Annotated in this window: 19 protein-coding genes; 16 read left to right on the top strand and 3 right to left on the bottom strand. The window is 41.2% G+C overall.

Going from position 1 to position 14,745, the window contains the following annotated elements; translation table 11 throughout:
- Nucleotides 1-22 precede the first annotated feature (22 nt).
- From RH40_RS06610 to RH40_RS06595, 4 genes are all read left to right on the top strand, one after another.
- Entirely contained in the window at nucleotides 23-961 is a 939-nt protein-coding gene (locus tag RH40_RS06610) for a LysR family transcriptional regulator (protein WP_009600652.1), read from the top strand.
- 784 nt (nucleotides 962-1,745) lie between these two features.
- Nucleotides 1,746-3,245 (top strand): hypothetical protein, encoded by a 1,500-nt coding sequence (locus RH40_RS06605; RefSeq protein WP_009600651.1) that lies wholly within the window; start codon nucleotides 1,746-1,748, stop codon nucleotides 3,243-3,245.
- A 94-nt stretch (nucleotides 3,246-3,339) separates the two neighbouring features.
- Nucleotides 3,340-4,269, top strand: a complete 930-nt coding sequence (locus tag RH40_RS06600) for a LysR family transcriptional regulator (protein WP_009600650.1) — start codon at nucleotides 3,340-3,342, stop codon at nucleotides 4,267-4,269.
- Nucleotides 4,270-4,495: 226 nt separating this feature from the next.
- On the top strand, nucleotides 4,496-5,695 hold the full coding sequence (locus RH40_RS06595; RefSeq protein ID WP_009600649.1) for a NupC/NupG family nucleoside CNT transporter: 1,200 nt from the start codon (nucleotides 4,496-4,498) through the stop codon (nucleotides 5,693-5,695).
- A 212-nt stretch (nucleotides 5,696-5,907) separates the two neighbouring features.
- Here the strand turns inward: RH40_RS06595 and RH40_RS06590 are convergent, their stop codons facing one another.
- A complete protein-coding gene (locus RH40_RS06590; RefSeq protein WP_009600648.1) occupies nucleotides 5,908-6,936 on the bottom strand; it encodes a phage integrase in 1,029 nt (342 codons plus the stop codon).
- Nucleotides 6,933-7,643 (bottom strand): peptidase, encoded by a 711-nt coding sequence (locus tag RH40_RS06585; RefSeq protein ID WP_009600647.1) that lies wholly within the window; start codon nucleotides 7,641-7,643, stop codon nucleotides 6,933-6,935. Before RH40_RS06585 ends, RH40_RS06590 begins: the two co-directional genes overlap by 4 nt.
- Nucleotides 7,644-7,761: 118 nt before the next feature.
- Between RH40_RS06585 and RH40_RS06580 the strand changes: the two genes are divergently transcribed.
- The 9 genes from RH40_RS06580 (at nucleotide 7,762) to RH40_RS06545 (ending at nucleotide 11,886) form a co-directional block, all read left to right on the top strand.
- Complete coding sequence (locus RH40_RS06580) at nucleotides 7,762-8,016, top strand: hypothetical protein (protein ID WP_009600646.1); 255 nt, start codon at nucleotides 7,762-7,764, stop codon at nucleotides 8,014-8,016.
- 162 nt (nucleotides 8,017-8,178) lie between these two features.
- Nucleotides 8,179-8,361: a hypothetical protein gene (locus tag RH40_RS06575; protein WP_009600645.1), complete on the top strand. Its 183-nt coding sequence runs from the start codon at nucleotides 8,179-8,181 to the stop codon at nucleotides 8,359-8,361.
- Nucleotides 8,361-8,552 (top strand): hypothetical protein, encoded by a 192-nt coding sequence (locus RH40_RS06570; protein WP_009600644.1) that lies wholly within the window; start codon nucleotides 8,361-8,363, stop codon nucleotides 8,550-8,552. Before RH40_RS06575 ends, RH40_RS06570 begins: the two co-directional genes overlap by 1 nt.
- Nucleotides 8,553-8,570: 18 nt before the next feature.
- Nucleotides 8,571-8,789: a hypothetical protein gene (locus RH40_RS20300; RefSeq protein ID WP_081454981.1), complete on the top strand. Its 219-nt coding sequence runs from the start codon at nucleotides 8,571-8,573 to the stop codon at nucleotides 8,787-8,789.
- A complete protein-coding gene (locus RH40_RS06565; protein ID WP_009600643.1) occupies nucleotides 8,790-10,625 on the top strand; it encodes a replication endonuclease in 1,836 nt (611 codons plus the stop codon).
- Between the two features lie 11 nt (nucleotides 10,626-10,636).
- Nucleotides 10,637-10,816, top strand: coding sequence for a hypothetical protein (locus tag RH40_RS06560; protein ID WP_009600642.1), 180 nt, complete (start codon nucleotides 10,637-10,639; stop codon nucleotides 10,814-10,816).
- On the top strand, nucleotides 10,816-11,193 hold the full coding sequence (locus RH40_RS06555) for a hypothetical protein (protein WP_009600641.1): 378 nt from the start codon (nucleotides 10,816-10,818) through the stop codon (nucleotides 11,191-11,193). The genes RH40_RS06560 and RH40_RS06555 overlap by 1 nt, the downstream gene beginning before the upstream one ends.
- Entirely contained in the window at nucleotides 11,193-11,678 is a 486-nt protein-coding gene (locus tag RH40_RS06550; RefSeq protein ID WP_009600640.1) for a hypothetical protein, read from the top strand. Before RH40_RS06555 ends, RH40_RS06550 begins: the two co-directional genes overlap by 1 nt.
- Nucleotides 11,659-11,886 (top strand): hypothetical protein, encoded by a 228-nt coding sequence (locus RH40_RS06545; protein WP_009600639.1) that lies wholly within the window; start codon nucleotides 11,659-11,661, stop codon nucleotides 11,884-11,886. Before RH40_RS06550 ends, RH40_RS06545 begins: the two co-directional genes overlap by 20 nt.
- A 52-nt stretch (nucleotides 11,887-11,938) precedes the next feature.
- On the opposite strand, the gene RH40_RS06540 is transcribed toward RH40_RS06545, so the two are convergent.
- On the bottom strand, nucleotides 11,939-12,592 hold the full coding sequence (locus tag RH40_RS06540; protein ID WP_009600638.1) for a hypothetical protein: 654 nt from the start codon (nucleotides 12,590-12,592) through the stop codon (nucleotides 11,939-11,941).
- A gap of 159 nt (nucleotides 12,593-12,751) precedes the next feature.
- Here RH40_RS06540 and RH40_RS06535 point away from each other — a divergent pair, with 159 nt between their 5' ends.
- The 3 genes from RH40_RS06535 to RH40_RS06525 all read left to right on the top strand — a co-directional run bounded on the left by RH40_RS06535 (nucleotide 12,752) and on the right by RH40_RS06525 (nucleotide 14,743).
- On the top strand, nucleotides 12,752-13,411 hold the full coding sequence (locus RH40_RS06535; protein ID WP_009600637.1) for a hypothetical protein: 660 nt from the start codon (nucleotides 12,752-12,754) through the stop codon (nucleotides 13,409-13,411).
- Between the two features lie 247 nt (nucleotides 13,412-13,658).
- Nucleotides 13,659-14,462: a major capsid protein P2 gene (locus RH40_RS06530; protein ID WP_009600635.1), complete on the top strand. Its 804-nt coding sequence runs from the start codon at nucleotides 13,659-13,661 to the stop codon at nucleotides 14,460-14,462.
- An 11-nt stretch (nucleotides 14,463-14,473) separates the two neighbouring features.
- A complete protein-coding gene (locus RH40_RS06525) occupies nucleotides 14,474-14,743 on the top strand; it encodes a hypothetical protein (RefSeq protein ID WP_009600634.1) in 270 nt (89 codons plus the stop codon).
- Nucleotides 14,744-14,745 lie beyond the last annotated feature (2 nt).

Raw genomic sequence — 14,745 nt, 5'->3', positions numbered from 1 at the left:
TTTCGAGTTTTGCGGAGTTATTATGCAGTTAGAAAAAGCCGTACAAATGGTTGTATTTTCGGCATTAGTGAAGTGTAGAAGCTTCAGCAGAGCGGCGGAGAGCCTAAACGTTTCTGTTTCACATATAAGCAAGAAATTAGCCGCTTTGGAACAATCGGTAGGTGTCAAGCTGATTGAAAGGTCGACACGAAATTTTACTTTGACTCAAGCAGGATTGAAGTTTAGTAAACACTGTACAGATTTAGTCAGTAACATCGAACAGGGTTATGCAGAAATTAATAGCCTGCGTGATGAGGTAAGTGGGGTATTTAAAATTGCTTGTACGCCTCATATGGGAACGAAGTTTGTGATCCCATCTTTGAGCGACTTTAAGCAGCAATATCCTGATATTGAGATTGAAGTTTATCTCACAACAGATCAAAATCTTGATTTATTGGAAACTGGTATTGATCTTTGGATCACGATTAGCGGCTCAATTGCCGAGGGATACGTAGCGCAGCGTTTTGCAGATAACACGTTTTTGGCGGTGGCATCGCCTGCCTACCTTATGAAGAATAAAGCACCTTCTCATCCTGATGAACTCCAAGATCACAATTGTCTGATATATCAAGGATGGGACACACATTATAATGTGTGGTCTTTTTCGAAAGATGGACAAGATCTCAATATCAAAGTATCAGGAGACTATACAGTCAATATGGGTTACGCTCTTCGTGATGCTAGTTTGGCTGGTTGGGGTATAAGTTATCTTCCTTCCATATTATTCGGTAATGAGCTAAAAGAGGGTCAGTTAATTCAGGTTTTACCAGACTGGCGTGCATCATACGTTATGCCTTTTTATGGTGTCTATCCAAGTAGACGTTATCTGCCACAAAAGACCAAAATTATCATTGAATATATGAAAGAAGTGGTGACTAAAGCCTGCCATGTTACTCGTTTGGGAGTTGGCCTCTATTCTTAGATTATCTTAGATAAAACGCTCAAATTTATTTAAAATAAATTCCATATTCTCCTCGATATTTATTTAGTGTAAGTATGAGAGGATGCTCTTCATCAGAAAACTAAGATCCATAGGATCTTATCTTAGACTCCATTTACAAACACTAAATGATAGTACGTCCCTACCTTGATAAGATATAAAACTCTAGTCAATTACTCTGCGCTTTAACAATTGACGAACGTATAGATTTTTTATTAATCATAATACATCAAGAAAATATATCTCCCCAATAAATTATACTAAAATTTGGTTATTTTACAGATTGTTTTTGAAAGTTATTTTCATATAAATGAAAAATTACTTTATACCATAAATTCCACCTTGTTAAATTTTCTCTATTTTATACTAAAATTATACGTTAATTTAACTAATTTAAGTTATATAATAAATCATTTAATCATTATTTAAATAATTCTTTCACCAAAAAATAAAATATACTATTACATAGTTACATGATGTTTTATTAAAATTAAACTGATAGGAAAATGAGTTTTTCCTACATGAAATTGCCATTAGAAAAATACTTATAAGACTATGAATTAAAGCAAGTTTATTATTTTTATTATTATTAAACAAAAGTCAGTATAACATGCTTTTAACATTTGTGGGTTGAATAATTAATATATAAATATAACAATAATATTAACGAAAAATGTTATCTTATAATTTTTAAAAAAGATATCTTTTAAGGGATTAATTTAGATATTTAACTTATTAAATTAGATATAAAATTAAGGTGTATTAGATGTTTAACTCATTTAAAAAAGTTCCAATATTGTCTACTGCTATAATAACCGCCTCTATAATGACAGGTTGTGGTGGCGGTGATAGTAGCACCCCGAGCAGCACTCCGAGCAGCACTCCGAGCAGCACTCCCAATAGCGATGTTATTACATTAAAGAAGTTGTCTGAAGTAGATGATGGCCGTCAACTCCCAATTACGGTTTATGCTGAGTCAGACGTGGACGATGAACATCTCAAGCATGTAGCAAATATTATTGCTAATTATCTGGATAATAATGAAGACGGTCAATGGAATGATAAACTTTCCGGACAGCTAATAGACAACCGAGCGACGCTATTATTACTGAGTGATAATAAACATAAGGATGAAGTAATTGAACAACTAAAAAACAAAGATCATACATTTAATAACATCATTAATGACGGGAACTTAAAAACCCTATCAATTACAAATATGGATTTGTGTAAAGGATATGAAAGTTATAACGAGTGTTTTGCTCTGAAAGCACTATCCCCTGGCGAGTTAGTTGAAAAATTTGGTGAATTCGCAGTTGTTAGTGATGATGAAGAGCCGATTATGGAGCTATTGACTGTCGAACCTAGAACATATGACAAAAGTTATGAAACAATTTTTCGTATGATTGCAGATATAGGTTTCACAGATAACCCAGCATATCCCAATTATTATGGGCCAGGTACACCAATTGATTATTATGCGGGTAGACTAACTGGCTTTGAAACTTGTTCCGGTGAAGATATAGAAAATCGTCCTGATTGTATTGATGATCCCGTTAGGAAAGAAAAAGAGACTTACGCCGAATTTGTTGAACGTGTTCTTGAAATGGGTAGCTCAATGGAAAAAGAACTGGCTTTTGCTCAACCTAATCAGTTTGGTAATGATGAGCGATTATCTTTAATGAGTAAACTTCATTACTTAGGGGTAGCTGAACGTTTAGACATGTTCAATGAAATCTATTCAGTAAACAGAGATTTCAGAGATTTGTATGATGTGGCTAGAAGTGTGTGTACTCTCGATGAAAACACACTTCAACTGAAGTACGAGGTTCATTACTGCTTAAAGAACTCTGTTATGAAAGATGATGTTTGGTTCTTAAGTGAGAAACAGATGTTGGAGATGCAGTATTCGGAAATGTATTATGGTGTACCCACTGTCCGTTGGCAGGGTCTTGTCGGATATATCGAAACAATGGGATACGATAAAAAGAAGATACATTCTGCAATTAAAGACTCATATGTACGCGATGATATGTTGACGAATATGTGGGGTCTTCAAAAACCTCTCGAAAAAATATTCGGAAGCGATGAAGAATTGGGAAGCGATGAAGAAAAGATAAATCCTGACCTTGCTGCCCTCCAAGACAATGAATTGAATCGTCTCCTTAAAGAGAGCGCCAGCGGATTTATCACTCGTATTCCTTTTGGCTCCTATAAACCCCAGGAAAGAGAGGTCAACTGGCAGATCGGCACGGAAGAGTTTTAGACTATAATATATACAGACAGAGACATGAAAGTTGTCTCTGTCACCGCTTTTTCATAACCTTACAGGCAAATCATCAAGTCTACACGGATTTATTATGCTGTCGAAAAAAGCCGTTAACATGGTTATATTTGCTGCACTCGTCAAGCATCAAAGTTTTAGTCGAGCCGCCGCGAGTTTGGGTGTCTCAGTCTCACACATAAGTAAAACACTCGCTGGATTGGAGCAATCGTTAGGTGTTAAGTTGATTGAACGCTCAACAAGAAATTTTACCCCGACTCAAGCAGGCCTTCAGTTTTATGAGTCTTGTACCGAGTTGGTCAAGGCTGTCGAAAAAGGGTATACCGAAATCGAAAGTATGCGTGACGAAGTCAGTGGTGTGTTTAGACTTGCTTGCATGCCAAATGCTGGGACTGCGCTTTTGATACCTGCTCTAAATGATCTGAAAAAGCAATACCCTGCACTTGAAGTTGAGATCGTTTTAACACTAGACCACTCTCTTGATTTGTTAGAAGAAGGCATTGATCTCTGGATTACAGCGGGCAGATCCACTTCTATTGATCAGGGATACGTGGCGCAACGTTTGGCTGATAATAAACTGATAGTAGTTGCATCCCCTGATTATCTTATTCGCAATAAAGTACCTTCTCATCCAAACGATCTCAAAGATCTCAATTGCCTGATTTATGAGAAAGGTAATGAAATTTTTGATACTTGGCCATTTTCAAAAGGGGGTCAAAGCGTAAATGTAAATGTCAAAGGGAATTTTATGATTAACTCAGCGAATGCTCTTTGCGATGCGGCCGAATCTGGATGGGGTATCAGCCTCGTGCCGACCTTTCTAATAGATGACCAGTTTAAGGACCGAAAGCTGATTCAGGTTTTATCAGACTGGCATGTCGCATTGGATTTACCTTTTTATGGTATTTACCCCAGTCGACGCTATTTACCTAACAAAACTAAAGTCGTTGTTGAATTCATAAAAGAAGTCTTAGTTAAAGCGTGTAACCCCGACCGTTTAGGCTGAGATTTTTTCTCCCCACTGAGCATAATTATTTCCAAATGAAGAAAGATAAATTCCATATGGAATTTATCTTTCTGGGCAAACGTTTAAATGATTAAAAATCAGAAACTTAAAATCTTAATTTTAGACGAGAAAAGACAATAAACAAAGATGTAACAATCTCGCCTTGCTTGATCAAATATTATAATTAAACTCCGGCGCCTATTTTATTGTAAAACTGGTTCCACCTATGCACTCGATGATTGGTATCGTCTCGATCTTGCTGATCGCCATTCTATTTTCTTCAGATAGAAAAAATATTAATGTTAAAACTGTTTCCTTCGCTTTTTTGTTGCAGGTTGTGTTTGCAACTTTAGTCCTCTACATCCCAGCAGGGAAGGTGGCATTAAATGAAGCGACCCAAGCTGTCTCCAGCTTGATTGATTATGGTAAAGAGGGAATCAATTTCTTATTTGGTGGTTTAGCAACAGGTGGGTTTACCTTTGCTATTCACGTCCTGTGCATCATCATTTTTTTCTCTGCTCTTATCTCCGGTTTATACCATATAGGACTCATGCCTAAAGTCATCAATTGCATTGGCGGTGCTCTGCAAAAACTGCTTGGTACAGGTCGAGCTGAGTCTTTATCAGCGACCGCTAATATTTTCGTTGGCATGATAGAAGCCCCTTTGGTCGTTAAACCTTACTTAAAAACAATGAGTGACTCACAACTTTTCGCTGTTATGACGGGAGGATTGGCTTCTGTTGCAGGCGGCACATTAGTAGGTTATGCCTCTCTGGGTGTTGATCTTAATTACCTCATAGCGGCTGCATTTATGTCAGCACCTGCAGGGCTTTTGATGGCGAAAATCATGGTTCCTGAGACGCAATCTGCTCAGTCGCAAGTTGAAGAGCAAAATGTTGAGATCCCAAGGGCAACTAACGTGGTAGAGGCGATGGCTGATGGTGCGATTGCTGGTGTCAAAATTGCTGTTGCCGTGGGTGCAACTTTACTTGCTTTCATTAGTATCATTGCCATGTTGAATGGCATATTGGGCAAAATTGGTGATGTGTTTAATATCTCACTGAGCTTTGAATTGATTTTAGGTTACCTTTTTGCACCTGTAGCTTGGTTGCTTGGTATTCCTTGGAGCGAAGCCATGGTGGCGGGCTCTTTGATTGGTAATAAAGTGGTGGTAAATGAATTTGTTGCCTTTATTCAATTTATGGATGTAAAACAGCAGCTCAGCGCTCATTCCCAAGCTATCGTTACCTTTGCTCTGTGTGGTTTTGCTAATATCTCGACCATGGCAATGCTCATCGGTGGGCTGGGTTCGCTGGTTCCCGAGAGACGAGCGTTTATATCAAAATATGGGTTTCGTGCGATTACCTCAGGTGTAATGGCGAACTTAATGAGTGCCGCCATTGTCGGTGTAATTTTAAGTATCTAAATAGGAGCTGTTGATCTTTCGTGGTTAAATTATGTTCGAGCTCAATGCGTTCTAGTCGCGATGCAAGGGTATTAGTAAATACCTTGCAATAAAAAGTATTTCGAAAGGTCAACAGACTTGAGAAAAAAGGCTCCTTGCGGGGCCTATTTGTTATTGTTTTTGATAGGTGAAAGTGGTTCATTTCTATTAAAAACAATAATTTAAATTTTTTCTTATACCATTATGGGGCACTCTGGGTCATAAATGTGGTCATTTTGTGGATCTCTTAATTTGCTTAGTGGGTTGAGTTTAATCGCATCAACCAAGTGATCAGGAGCCAAGTGCGCATATGTCATGGTTTGATTAATACTACAATGTCCAAGTATTTCTTTAAGCGTTAAGATGTCTCCACCATTCATTATGAAGTGACTTGCAAATGTATGGCGCAAAACATGTACCTTTTGCCCTTTTGGCAAATCAAACTTTAGTTCATTAAATACTTTGACTAGCCTTTTCTGTGGATCTTCACTAAACAGTTTGCCGCCAATTTCAGGGTAAATATCATCATATAGCTGTTTACTGATGGGGACTGTTCTTGGTTTACCAGTCTTAGTGTTAGTAAATCTGATGCGGTAGGGACTGAGGTTACTTGACTTTAGCGTGACCGTTTCTCTCCACCGTGAACCAGTAGCCAAACTAACCTCTACGATTTTTAACAACTCCCAATCATTTTTCAGATAGTCCAAAAGACATTGGGCTTGCATAAGAGTTAAGTAGGTCATCTCTGATTTTTCGGGTGTGGGTTTCTTTAAGCCTCTAAGTGGATGTGCACCAGTAAAATCACCTGTCTCAATTAGCACTGAAAAGACATTACTTAAGCATGAGGATAGGCGTCTAACTGTGTTTGCCTTTTGTCCTTTCGCCATGCGTTCTAATTGCCAGTTATTAATTAAAGTTGCGTCAATATTGTTTACAGTTGGATCTCCCAATTCACGGCAGATAAGCTCTAACTTTTGGCGATAGTTGGTTGCGGTTCGCTTAAGTTGACCGGACTTAATCCACCAAATATCTATAAGCTCAGAAAGGTTACGTTTATCTACGGGTAAGCCCAACCACTCTTTGTTGTGGTGCGTAGATAGTATGTGTTTTTCGTAGGCCAGTGCCTCTGCTTTCTTGTCAAACTTACGTCTGAAGCGTTTGCCGTTTCTTCCTGATGGTCGCAAGTCTACGAGCCACTTTTCGCCGTCTTTCTTAATACTCATATTATTTTCTTCATAACAGGAGCAACGGCTTTACCTATGATTCTGAAATTGCGCCCGTTCTTATGGTTAATGTTGAAAGCAGGGTGTTTAAGGTTGTCAGATATGACCTTGTAAAAGCTGTGTTCAATATCCCAATGCAAGCGTTTAACGTAAACCGCTTCATCAATGCGTATAACGTAAACACCGTTTGCTACTGGATGTTGTTGCTCTCGAATATCAACAAGTAGCCTATCTCTATCGCTCAATGTTGGCTCCATTGAGTCACCATCAACGAAAATTATGGAACTAAATTCTGGTCTTAGTCCATACTCCACAAGGAGTTCAACGGGTAGGCTAAAAACACCTATTTGATATTCTGTTTGTACCAATGTTCCTGCGCCTGCGGCTGCGTGAACATCATATACAGGTAGTTTTGCCCATTCACTAAATTCACTTAAAGGTTTCAAGCCATATGCGTTGTTTGGAGGTAGGGTTTTAAATTTATCTAGAAGCTGTATTCTTTCAGACTCATCTGTGACGTATGTCTCAATAAGGCGTTTTCTAACGTCGGGGCCAAAATTAGATATATGGTACTCCATTGCTCTACCATTACCTTCGGCTTTTCTCTTTAACCAATTGTTATTTCTGGCTTTTTGATTTATTCCATTAGTGGTGTTTGGAGTCCCATCAACGGAAATTATCTCTGTACTTAAAAACCATTCCTTCATAAACCCACCTAAACCCTATTGAACACTGACGCATATTAGTATTAAATTAAACCCTCATTAACCCATGCAAACCCACTATGCATTGGGTTTTTTATCTTAAAAAGGGAGCTAAAGGTTCATGATAGGTCATAAACAAACAGAATTGAATGGTGTTAATCGTTTTTACGGTTCTTTTGTCACAGTTGAGAAATATGCAGAGTTAACGGGCTTCTCTATTGCGGCAGTGAGAATGCAAGTTAAACGCGGCCAATTACCCCTTCTAAAACGTGAAAATTCAAGTGATGCACGTCGAGTGCTAATCAATATGCGAGCTATCGACCAATTAGCAAAAGAACAAGCAGATCGGTACCAAGATTGGAAAGCGGCGATTTAAGGGGGACACCACTGTGCGATTCAAACCATTAGTTATCATTTCATACATTACTTTTTCGTTATTTCTTATTGCAGATAACATCGGAGTGGCATTTTGGAGTTTTGTTATTTTCTTGATCTCTTTAGTTGGCGCAAAGGCTAACAAAGAGGTGAGGTGGTAGTCATGCAGGTTTCCGATCCCATTCACCTACCTTGCCCTGATATGGCGGGTATGGTGAACCCCGACCCAGAGAAATTAAGACGTTCTCTACTTCAATTGAAAAAACTGCGTGAAGAGCATGGCTTGAATAGAACCAAGCATAAACGCCAGCTTAGCGTTAATGCTCTTGAGTGGGAGAACAAATAGTGAGTCGCAATGCTAAATATGAAGCAGCCAAGAAAGCGCAAGGGCTGAAAAAGGTCACTCTATGGATTCCAGAGAAAAGAGAAAGTGAGTTCCATATGCTGGCAAAAGCCTGTTGTGACTATCGTCATTTAACGTTTAACACCCTGCGAGATACAGAGTCAGGTAAGTACGTTTCTCTAGAGAATTTATAACCCGTCACTGGTGACACTATGAGTACACACATTTCAATTCAATCTATCCGAGCTTGCACCAAGTGCGACAGAAACGCGGTTTTCTGTGAGTCCACACTCGACGACACGCCGCGTTATTTCGTGCTTTGCAATGACTGTGGTTTTGAGGGCTTAGAGGCAGCTAACGCTCAAGCTGCTATCGACCTTTGGAACAACCCGCCAACCGTTAAACCTGTTAGACGTTACAAGGAATATTAAGTGTATACGTTGTTTGCTCGTAAGTTTATGCCCCGCCTACCTCGCATTGTTCAAGATGATGTGAGGTTTCAGGTTTCCCGCCGTAAACGCCGCACCAATGCCACACATGAGAACATTGAGCGATTCACCAATGACGCGGTGAAACATGCGCTTAAGTGGTCGCCCTACATTGAGGGCAAATACAGCTTTGTGGATGAGCGTAGTAGCGCACTAGAAAAGCCGCGTTTTCACAGTGGCGCACGGAACTCTATCGAGCTGAATCATAGCGTGCTGATGTGTGATGAAGCACTAGAACACTTAGCTAACAACCTAGCGGAAATGTTTACCCGTCAGATTCAAATGATTGAAATTGAAGAGGGCGAGAGAGCTTACCTTGATGCGCTAGAAGCGGCATTTTATGGCATTCGTGAAGAGATGAAACGTTTGTATATCAAAGCCCCGCAAATCAAGAAAAAACACGAAACCATTCAAGACGCAGAGCGCGAGCTAGAGCGTGCTATTCGTCGTTGTTTGGATGTTAATTACCTAGTGCGAAAATTTAAGTTTTTGCGCACTCAGTACATCGAGTATTCACAAATTGCTTTGGGGCGCGTTGGTGGTCAAAAAGGTCAGCGCAAATACGTATCGAGTCGCTCTTATGCCCGTTGGGAAAAGAAGCAAATTGAGGCAGAGCAATTTGTAAATTCTATGTCGGTGCTAAGTGAAGAGTCAGGGCAAGCCTTTGACCTTGCCGAAGTGGTCAAGCGCACCACGGCTAACCCAGAAAACCGCCGTATTGAGTTGGTTGTGCGTAGTCGTGGTGATGAAGAGCGCGCCATTGAGCTTGGCTATGAGGGTTTGTTTGTTAACTGGACGCTGCCAAGTAAGTATCACCGCAATTCTGACAAGTGGAACGGCTGCACGCCAAAAGAAGCCCATGAAGTGATGATGGAAAAGTGGAAGCTGGCACGCGCTTGGTTCAAAAAGCCAAAGATTGATATTCAGTGGTTTGGGCTACGTGTGGCAGAGCCTCACAAGGACGGCACACCTCACGCCCACATGTTTTTGTATGTGCGACCAGACCAGAAACAAGATCTCATAGACATCATTGAGGGTATAGCGACAGAAGAGGATAAGAGCGAGCTAATCATTGACGGTAAGCTCGATATTTCGCCTCGTATCACTATCAAAGCCTGTGACCCTGCCTTGGGTACGGCTACGGGCTACATCATTAAGTACATTTCTAAGAACATCAACGGCGCACACATGCCAGAGGGTGACGCAAAACAAACGGCACTCTCTGCGACTGCGTGGGCGCGCATTCACCGAATCAAACAGTTTTCACAGTCTGGCTCTCCATCGGTGGGCTTATGGCGTCAATTGCGCCGCGCTAATGCAATGGATACGGCATTTGATGAAGAGCTAGAAGCTTTACGCGACCATGCGGACAACTCGCGCTGGAAAGGGTTTTGTGAATTAGGTTTCAAGGCAAAGCTTGCCTATGAAGAGAAATTCAACCAGTACGGCGACAAGGTAAAGCGCGTTATTGGTATCGACTGGCTAGGTAAGGTTATCGAAACCTGTAGCGAGCACTTTAGTTTGGTTAAAACGAAAGACGTAAAGCGTCGCGCTCTTGACCTTAAGAGAGGCGGAGCCTCTCCTTGGAGCACTGAAAATAAGTGTAACCAACCAGAAAAACCAACGATTTCACCACTTGAGCAAGCCTTGATGGACGTGACCGGATGGAGCGTTAAAGGGGTTCAATGCTTGCTCAAACCTCTTTCATTGGGGGCAACCGTCCCCGTTGACAAATACACCTCGTTGCGACTTCGAAACGGGCGATTAATGACTACATAGTAAGGAATCCAATGGAACAAAAGACACTACAAACCGAAACCACACGACTGTTAAACGAGATGGATTCGGAATCGCAAGCTTATAAGCCGCCTATGGGGTTTGGGTTTGTTAAGCATTGGCTAATCAAAACTGTTTGGCTATTTAAGGCATTTAATCAACGTCTAAACGCACTGGAAAAGGAGCGCGACTAATGGAAAAAGAGATTTTAGGCTACATCACTTGCCGCACCTGCATGACGCCTAAGGCTATCATACAGGGTTCGGGTAAACGCAAAGAATATGTATATGGTCGCTGCGAGTGTGGGGTTGATAATCGAACAGGCTCAGCGGCACAAAGCAAAATGAAAGGCTTTAAATCTATTGAAGAGATTCAAGCAGAAATTGAAGCACTCAACCAACCCAAACCAGAGCTAAAACCGGAACCACAATCAGAGCCAAAGCCTGTTGTGAATCAACCACAACCGGATACTGAACCAAAGCCAATGGGGACGGCGGCGTGTGTTGGCATTGGTGCGGTAACAGGCTTTGTGTTGGGTGGCGTATTTAAAGTATTAAAGGCGGTGGCCTAATGAGTGAACAAGCATTAGAAATTAATCAAATAGACATTCCAGAAATTGAGGAATTAGAGACTCACAGCGAGTTAGACGAGAGGGCATTACTCGCAGAGCTGGATGGTGAAGACTTCGACCCAGATAGTGTAGTTAAGCGAAAAGACCCGAAAGAAAACTTAGCGTTAGAGACAGGCAAACAAACCACACTTGCTTTACTGGGCGCAGTTGAGCAAGGTCTAAAAATGTTTGCTCATAAAGAGTTCGAATTTACCAAAGAGGGTGCGGAGAGCGTCGCAGAGGCCGCCGCTCCTCTATTTGTAAAATACGGTGGGGAGCTGCCACCATGGCTATCACAATACAAAGAAGAAATGACCTTTATTGCGGCCGCTGGCCTGCTTGGTTTTAGTTCAGTACAGCAAATCAAAGAACTGAAAGCGATAGACAGAGCGAAAGAAATTACCCCTGAAGATAAGGAACAAGAGCATGCTATTTCTGAAGAATAACGCCTCTTTTTACTTAGTTAAAATTGCAGGTATCGAGCTGCTTTTATTAGTTCGTGACGACTTAAAAGAAGATTTGAAAGATGCACTTGTTGATTCAACGCCCGTCACTGAGGAGAAGGCAAGAGAAATGATTTCAAAAGGGGCCATTGTGCAATGCCATCAAGGATCTCTATGTCCTATTTTTGAAGGGTGTAATGTCGATTGTTGAAAATGATAAAAGCCGCGAAAAGGCGGCTTTTAAAATCTAGTTATTGCCCTCATCAAAAAGGCATGTGTTCGGGTAATGACCATTTAAGTTTGTCTAATGCTCTGGAATTGAGTTCTGAGATATCGCCCGTAAATTCATACTCTGTACCAATATTCTGATTTGGACGGTCCAAGATTTCGATCGTATCCGTTATTACCGATTCAAACTCTCTAATCTCTGATTTCAGAATTTTGACAGTTTTTTCTGAGTCGCGAAACTTATCCTCTATGTTGTGTAAATCAAGTTGGAGTTTATCCCGTTCTGCAGTGAGAGACTTCTTTTCATTTGACCAGTTTTCCAATTCAGCATCGACTAGCTTAGCTTGATGCTCAACGGTTGATCTTAAAGCATTGTTAGCAACTTTTTCATCGAGTTTTTTTCGTAAATCTCCCAAAACTACAAAAACTAGAACATCCAAAGACAGTTGAAGAACTGGGACAAAAATAATGAAAAGAAGAGCAGATAGTAATGGGAAAAGAACATCAGTTTCCCAATCAAACTGTAAAACCTTGATCATCTCTAATTTTGTGTCGACTGTTGTCAATAAGAACTCAAGTACAACAGTGTGATTGACCATCAACCAAGCAAAGATAAATGAGCTAACAAGAGGAGTCTTGAATCGGCTAGCTAGAGCTTCTCCGACCGACTTTAGTGCATCAGGTTTCATTACGACCACCATGATATTTAAAATTTAGAAAATATGGTACGTGATGCTTATCAATTTTGTCGGTGTTCAGATCACAATAATCATTAGGTATCGATTGTGAATACCTTGCTTTAATAAAGCCGCCCAATATCGGGCGGTTTTTATTTAGAGGCACAATCAATGCAACCCATTAACCCCAATAACAAGCTTAAGAACGGCCATGTGTTTGCCGTTGGTATGAGCGGCAGCGGTAAGACTTCCGTTGCTAAGAAACTTTTTATTAAAGCGACTGACCAAGTCGCCTTGTTTGATCCCGTTGGCGATTACACAGGTAAGCTCGCAGGCCGAGTCGTAAGAGGCTATCCCAATATCAAAGAGTTTGCGGCTGCACTAATAGCAGGACGTAAGACAAAGCAAGGCTTTAAGATTGCGTATCAGCCCATTCATGAAACCACACCCAAGGACTTCGACAAGTATTGTCAGGTGATTTGGGCGATGGGTAATGGTAAGCACAATAAACCGCTTAAAATCATCTGTGAGGAAGTAGCAGAGCACAGCGAACACGCAGGGAAGGCTACTGGCTATCATGGCAAAATATTGCGCTTAGGGCGAAAGTTTAACCTGCATACGATTAACCTTTTCCAGCGCGGCCAAGAAGTGTCTAAGACCATCATCGATAACTGCCATAGAGCATGTGTGATGATGCAAAAGACCAAAGCAAGCGCGACCTATTTAGAAAAAATGACGGGTATCCCCGCCGATGAAATCGACCAACTTTGCGAGCTTGAATATTTACTGCAAAACGGCAAACAGTACGAAAAAGGGACAATTCGTTGGTAATGTGTGAGCCAAAGCCAAACTATTGCCAATTCATTCACAATCGCCGTTAGGTATCGATTGTGAATACCTTGCTTTGATAAAGCCGCCTAATGTTGGGCGGTTTTTTTATAGGTAAAGAAATGGCAGGATTTACACCAAAGAAATTAGCAATGATTGGCGTTGTGGCGGCAATCGTCGCGGCTGGCGTAGTTTGGGCGTCAAACAACGTTGACGCTGTTGAAGATAAAATCGGTTAAGGGGGTTATTTATGTCTACTCCTACTAAATTGAACTCTTTTACAGGTGCGGATTACGGCGAAAAAGCAACGCTGACTATTCCAATCGGCCCCACTTACGAAGAGCTGTTCTTAGAAACAAACCTTTCTGCTGCGCAGCTTAAGCGCGTCACGATTTCACTTAATGCAGATGAAATCATTGTGCTTGATGGTGAACTCATCAAAAAGCTTGAAGCATATAAAGGTCTCGCTTCAACAGAGGGTTTTTTCACTATCCCGCTTTCTGACATCACAGCCAAAACCAAAAATGGGGTGCGTTACACTGGGCTTGTTACGGAATCTGGCGACAACATCACGCTAGAAGTGGAAATAGCGCCAGCGTCACAAGAAAACGCCCCGAAAGTGCAGCTACAAGCTTGGGCGTCTGTGTCAGCGCGCCAACAGGCGCGTGTGGTTGTGCCAAAAATCAAAAAGCAAACCATGCAAGCAAGCTCGACAGAAAATGAATTCCTAGATCTTGTTTCGGGCCCGCTTCAATTAGTGCGCCGTATGCACTTCTTAAATGGTGATATTCACTCACTACAAATTCATCGAGACTTTGTGAAAGTGTATGACTCTTCACGCAAGCTGGAAGAGATGCGAGCAAAGCGTAACCGCCGTTACTGGCAAGCAGATTGTTTTCATTTTGACCCAATCATGCGCGGTTTCTACATTGATGAATTGTTTCCTACGGCTCACGGCTCTGAGCTTAAGTTCACGGTTAAAACCAATCAGCCACAAGGCTCAATTCCAATCATTGTTGAGTCAGTGGAAGTCGTTCGCCCTGATTTAGTGTAAGGGGGTGAGCTTTGGCTTTTTGGGATGATTTAAGCGAATTCGGCGGTGGCCTACTTGATGATGTCGGGGAAGGTATCGGTAACTTGATTGATACCGCAACCAGTGACGACTCATCGACAAACGCGGGAACCACTCAACAACCTCAACAGCCTGTAAAAGATAATCACGGAAATGCGGTCACAAGGCCGCAATCTCAACCTATCGACAAGACTTTGATTTATGTCGGTGGCGGGTTGGGTGTCGCGTTATTGATTACGCTTGTTGTTGCCATGAAAAAGTAAGG

Source organism: Vibrio caribbeanicus ATCC BAA-2122 (assembly GCF_000165125.1).
GTDB classification, from domain to species: domain Bacteria; phylum Pseudomonadota; class Gammaproteobacteria; order Enterobacterales; family Vibrionaceae; genus Vibrio; species Vibrio caribbeanicus.
The sequence above is the reverse complement of the archived record's forward strand: the minus strand, read 5'-3'. Positions and strand labels throughout refer to the sequence as shown.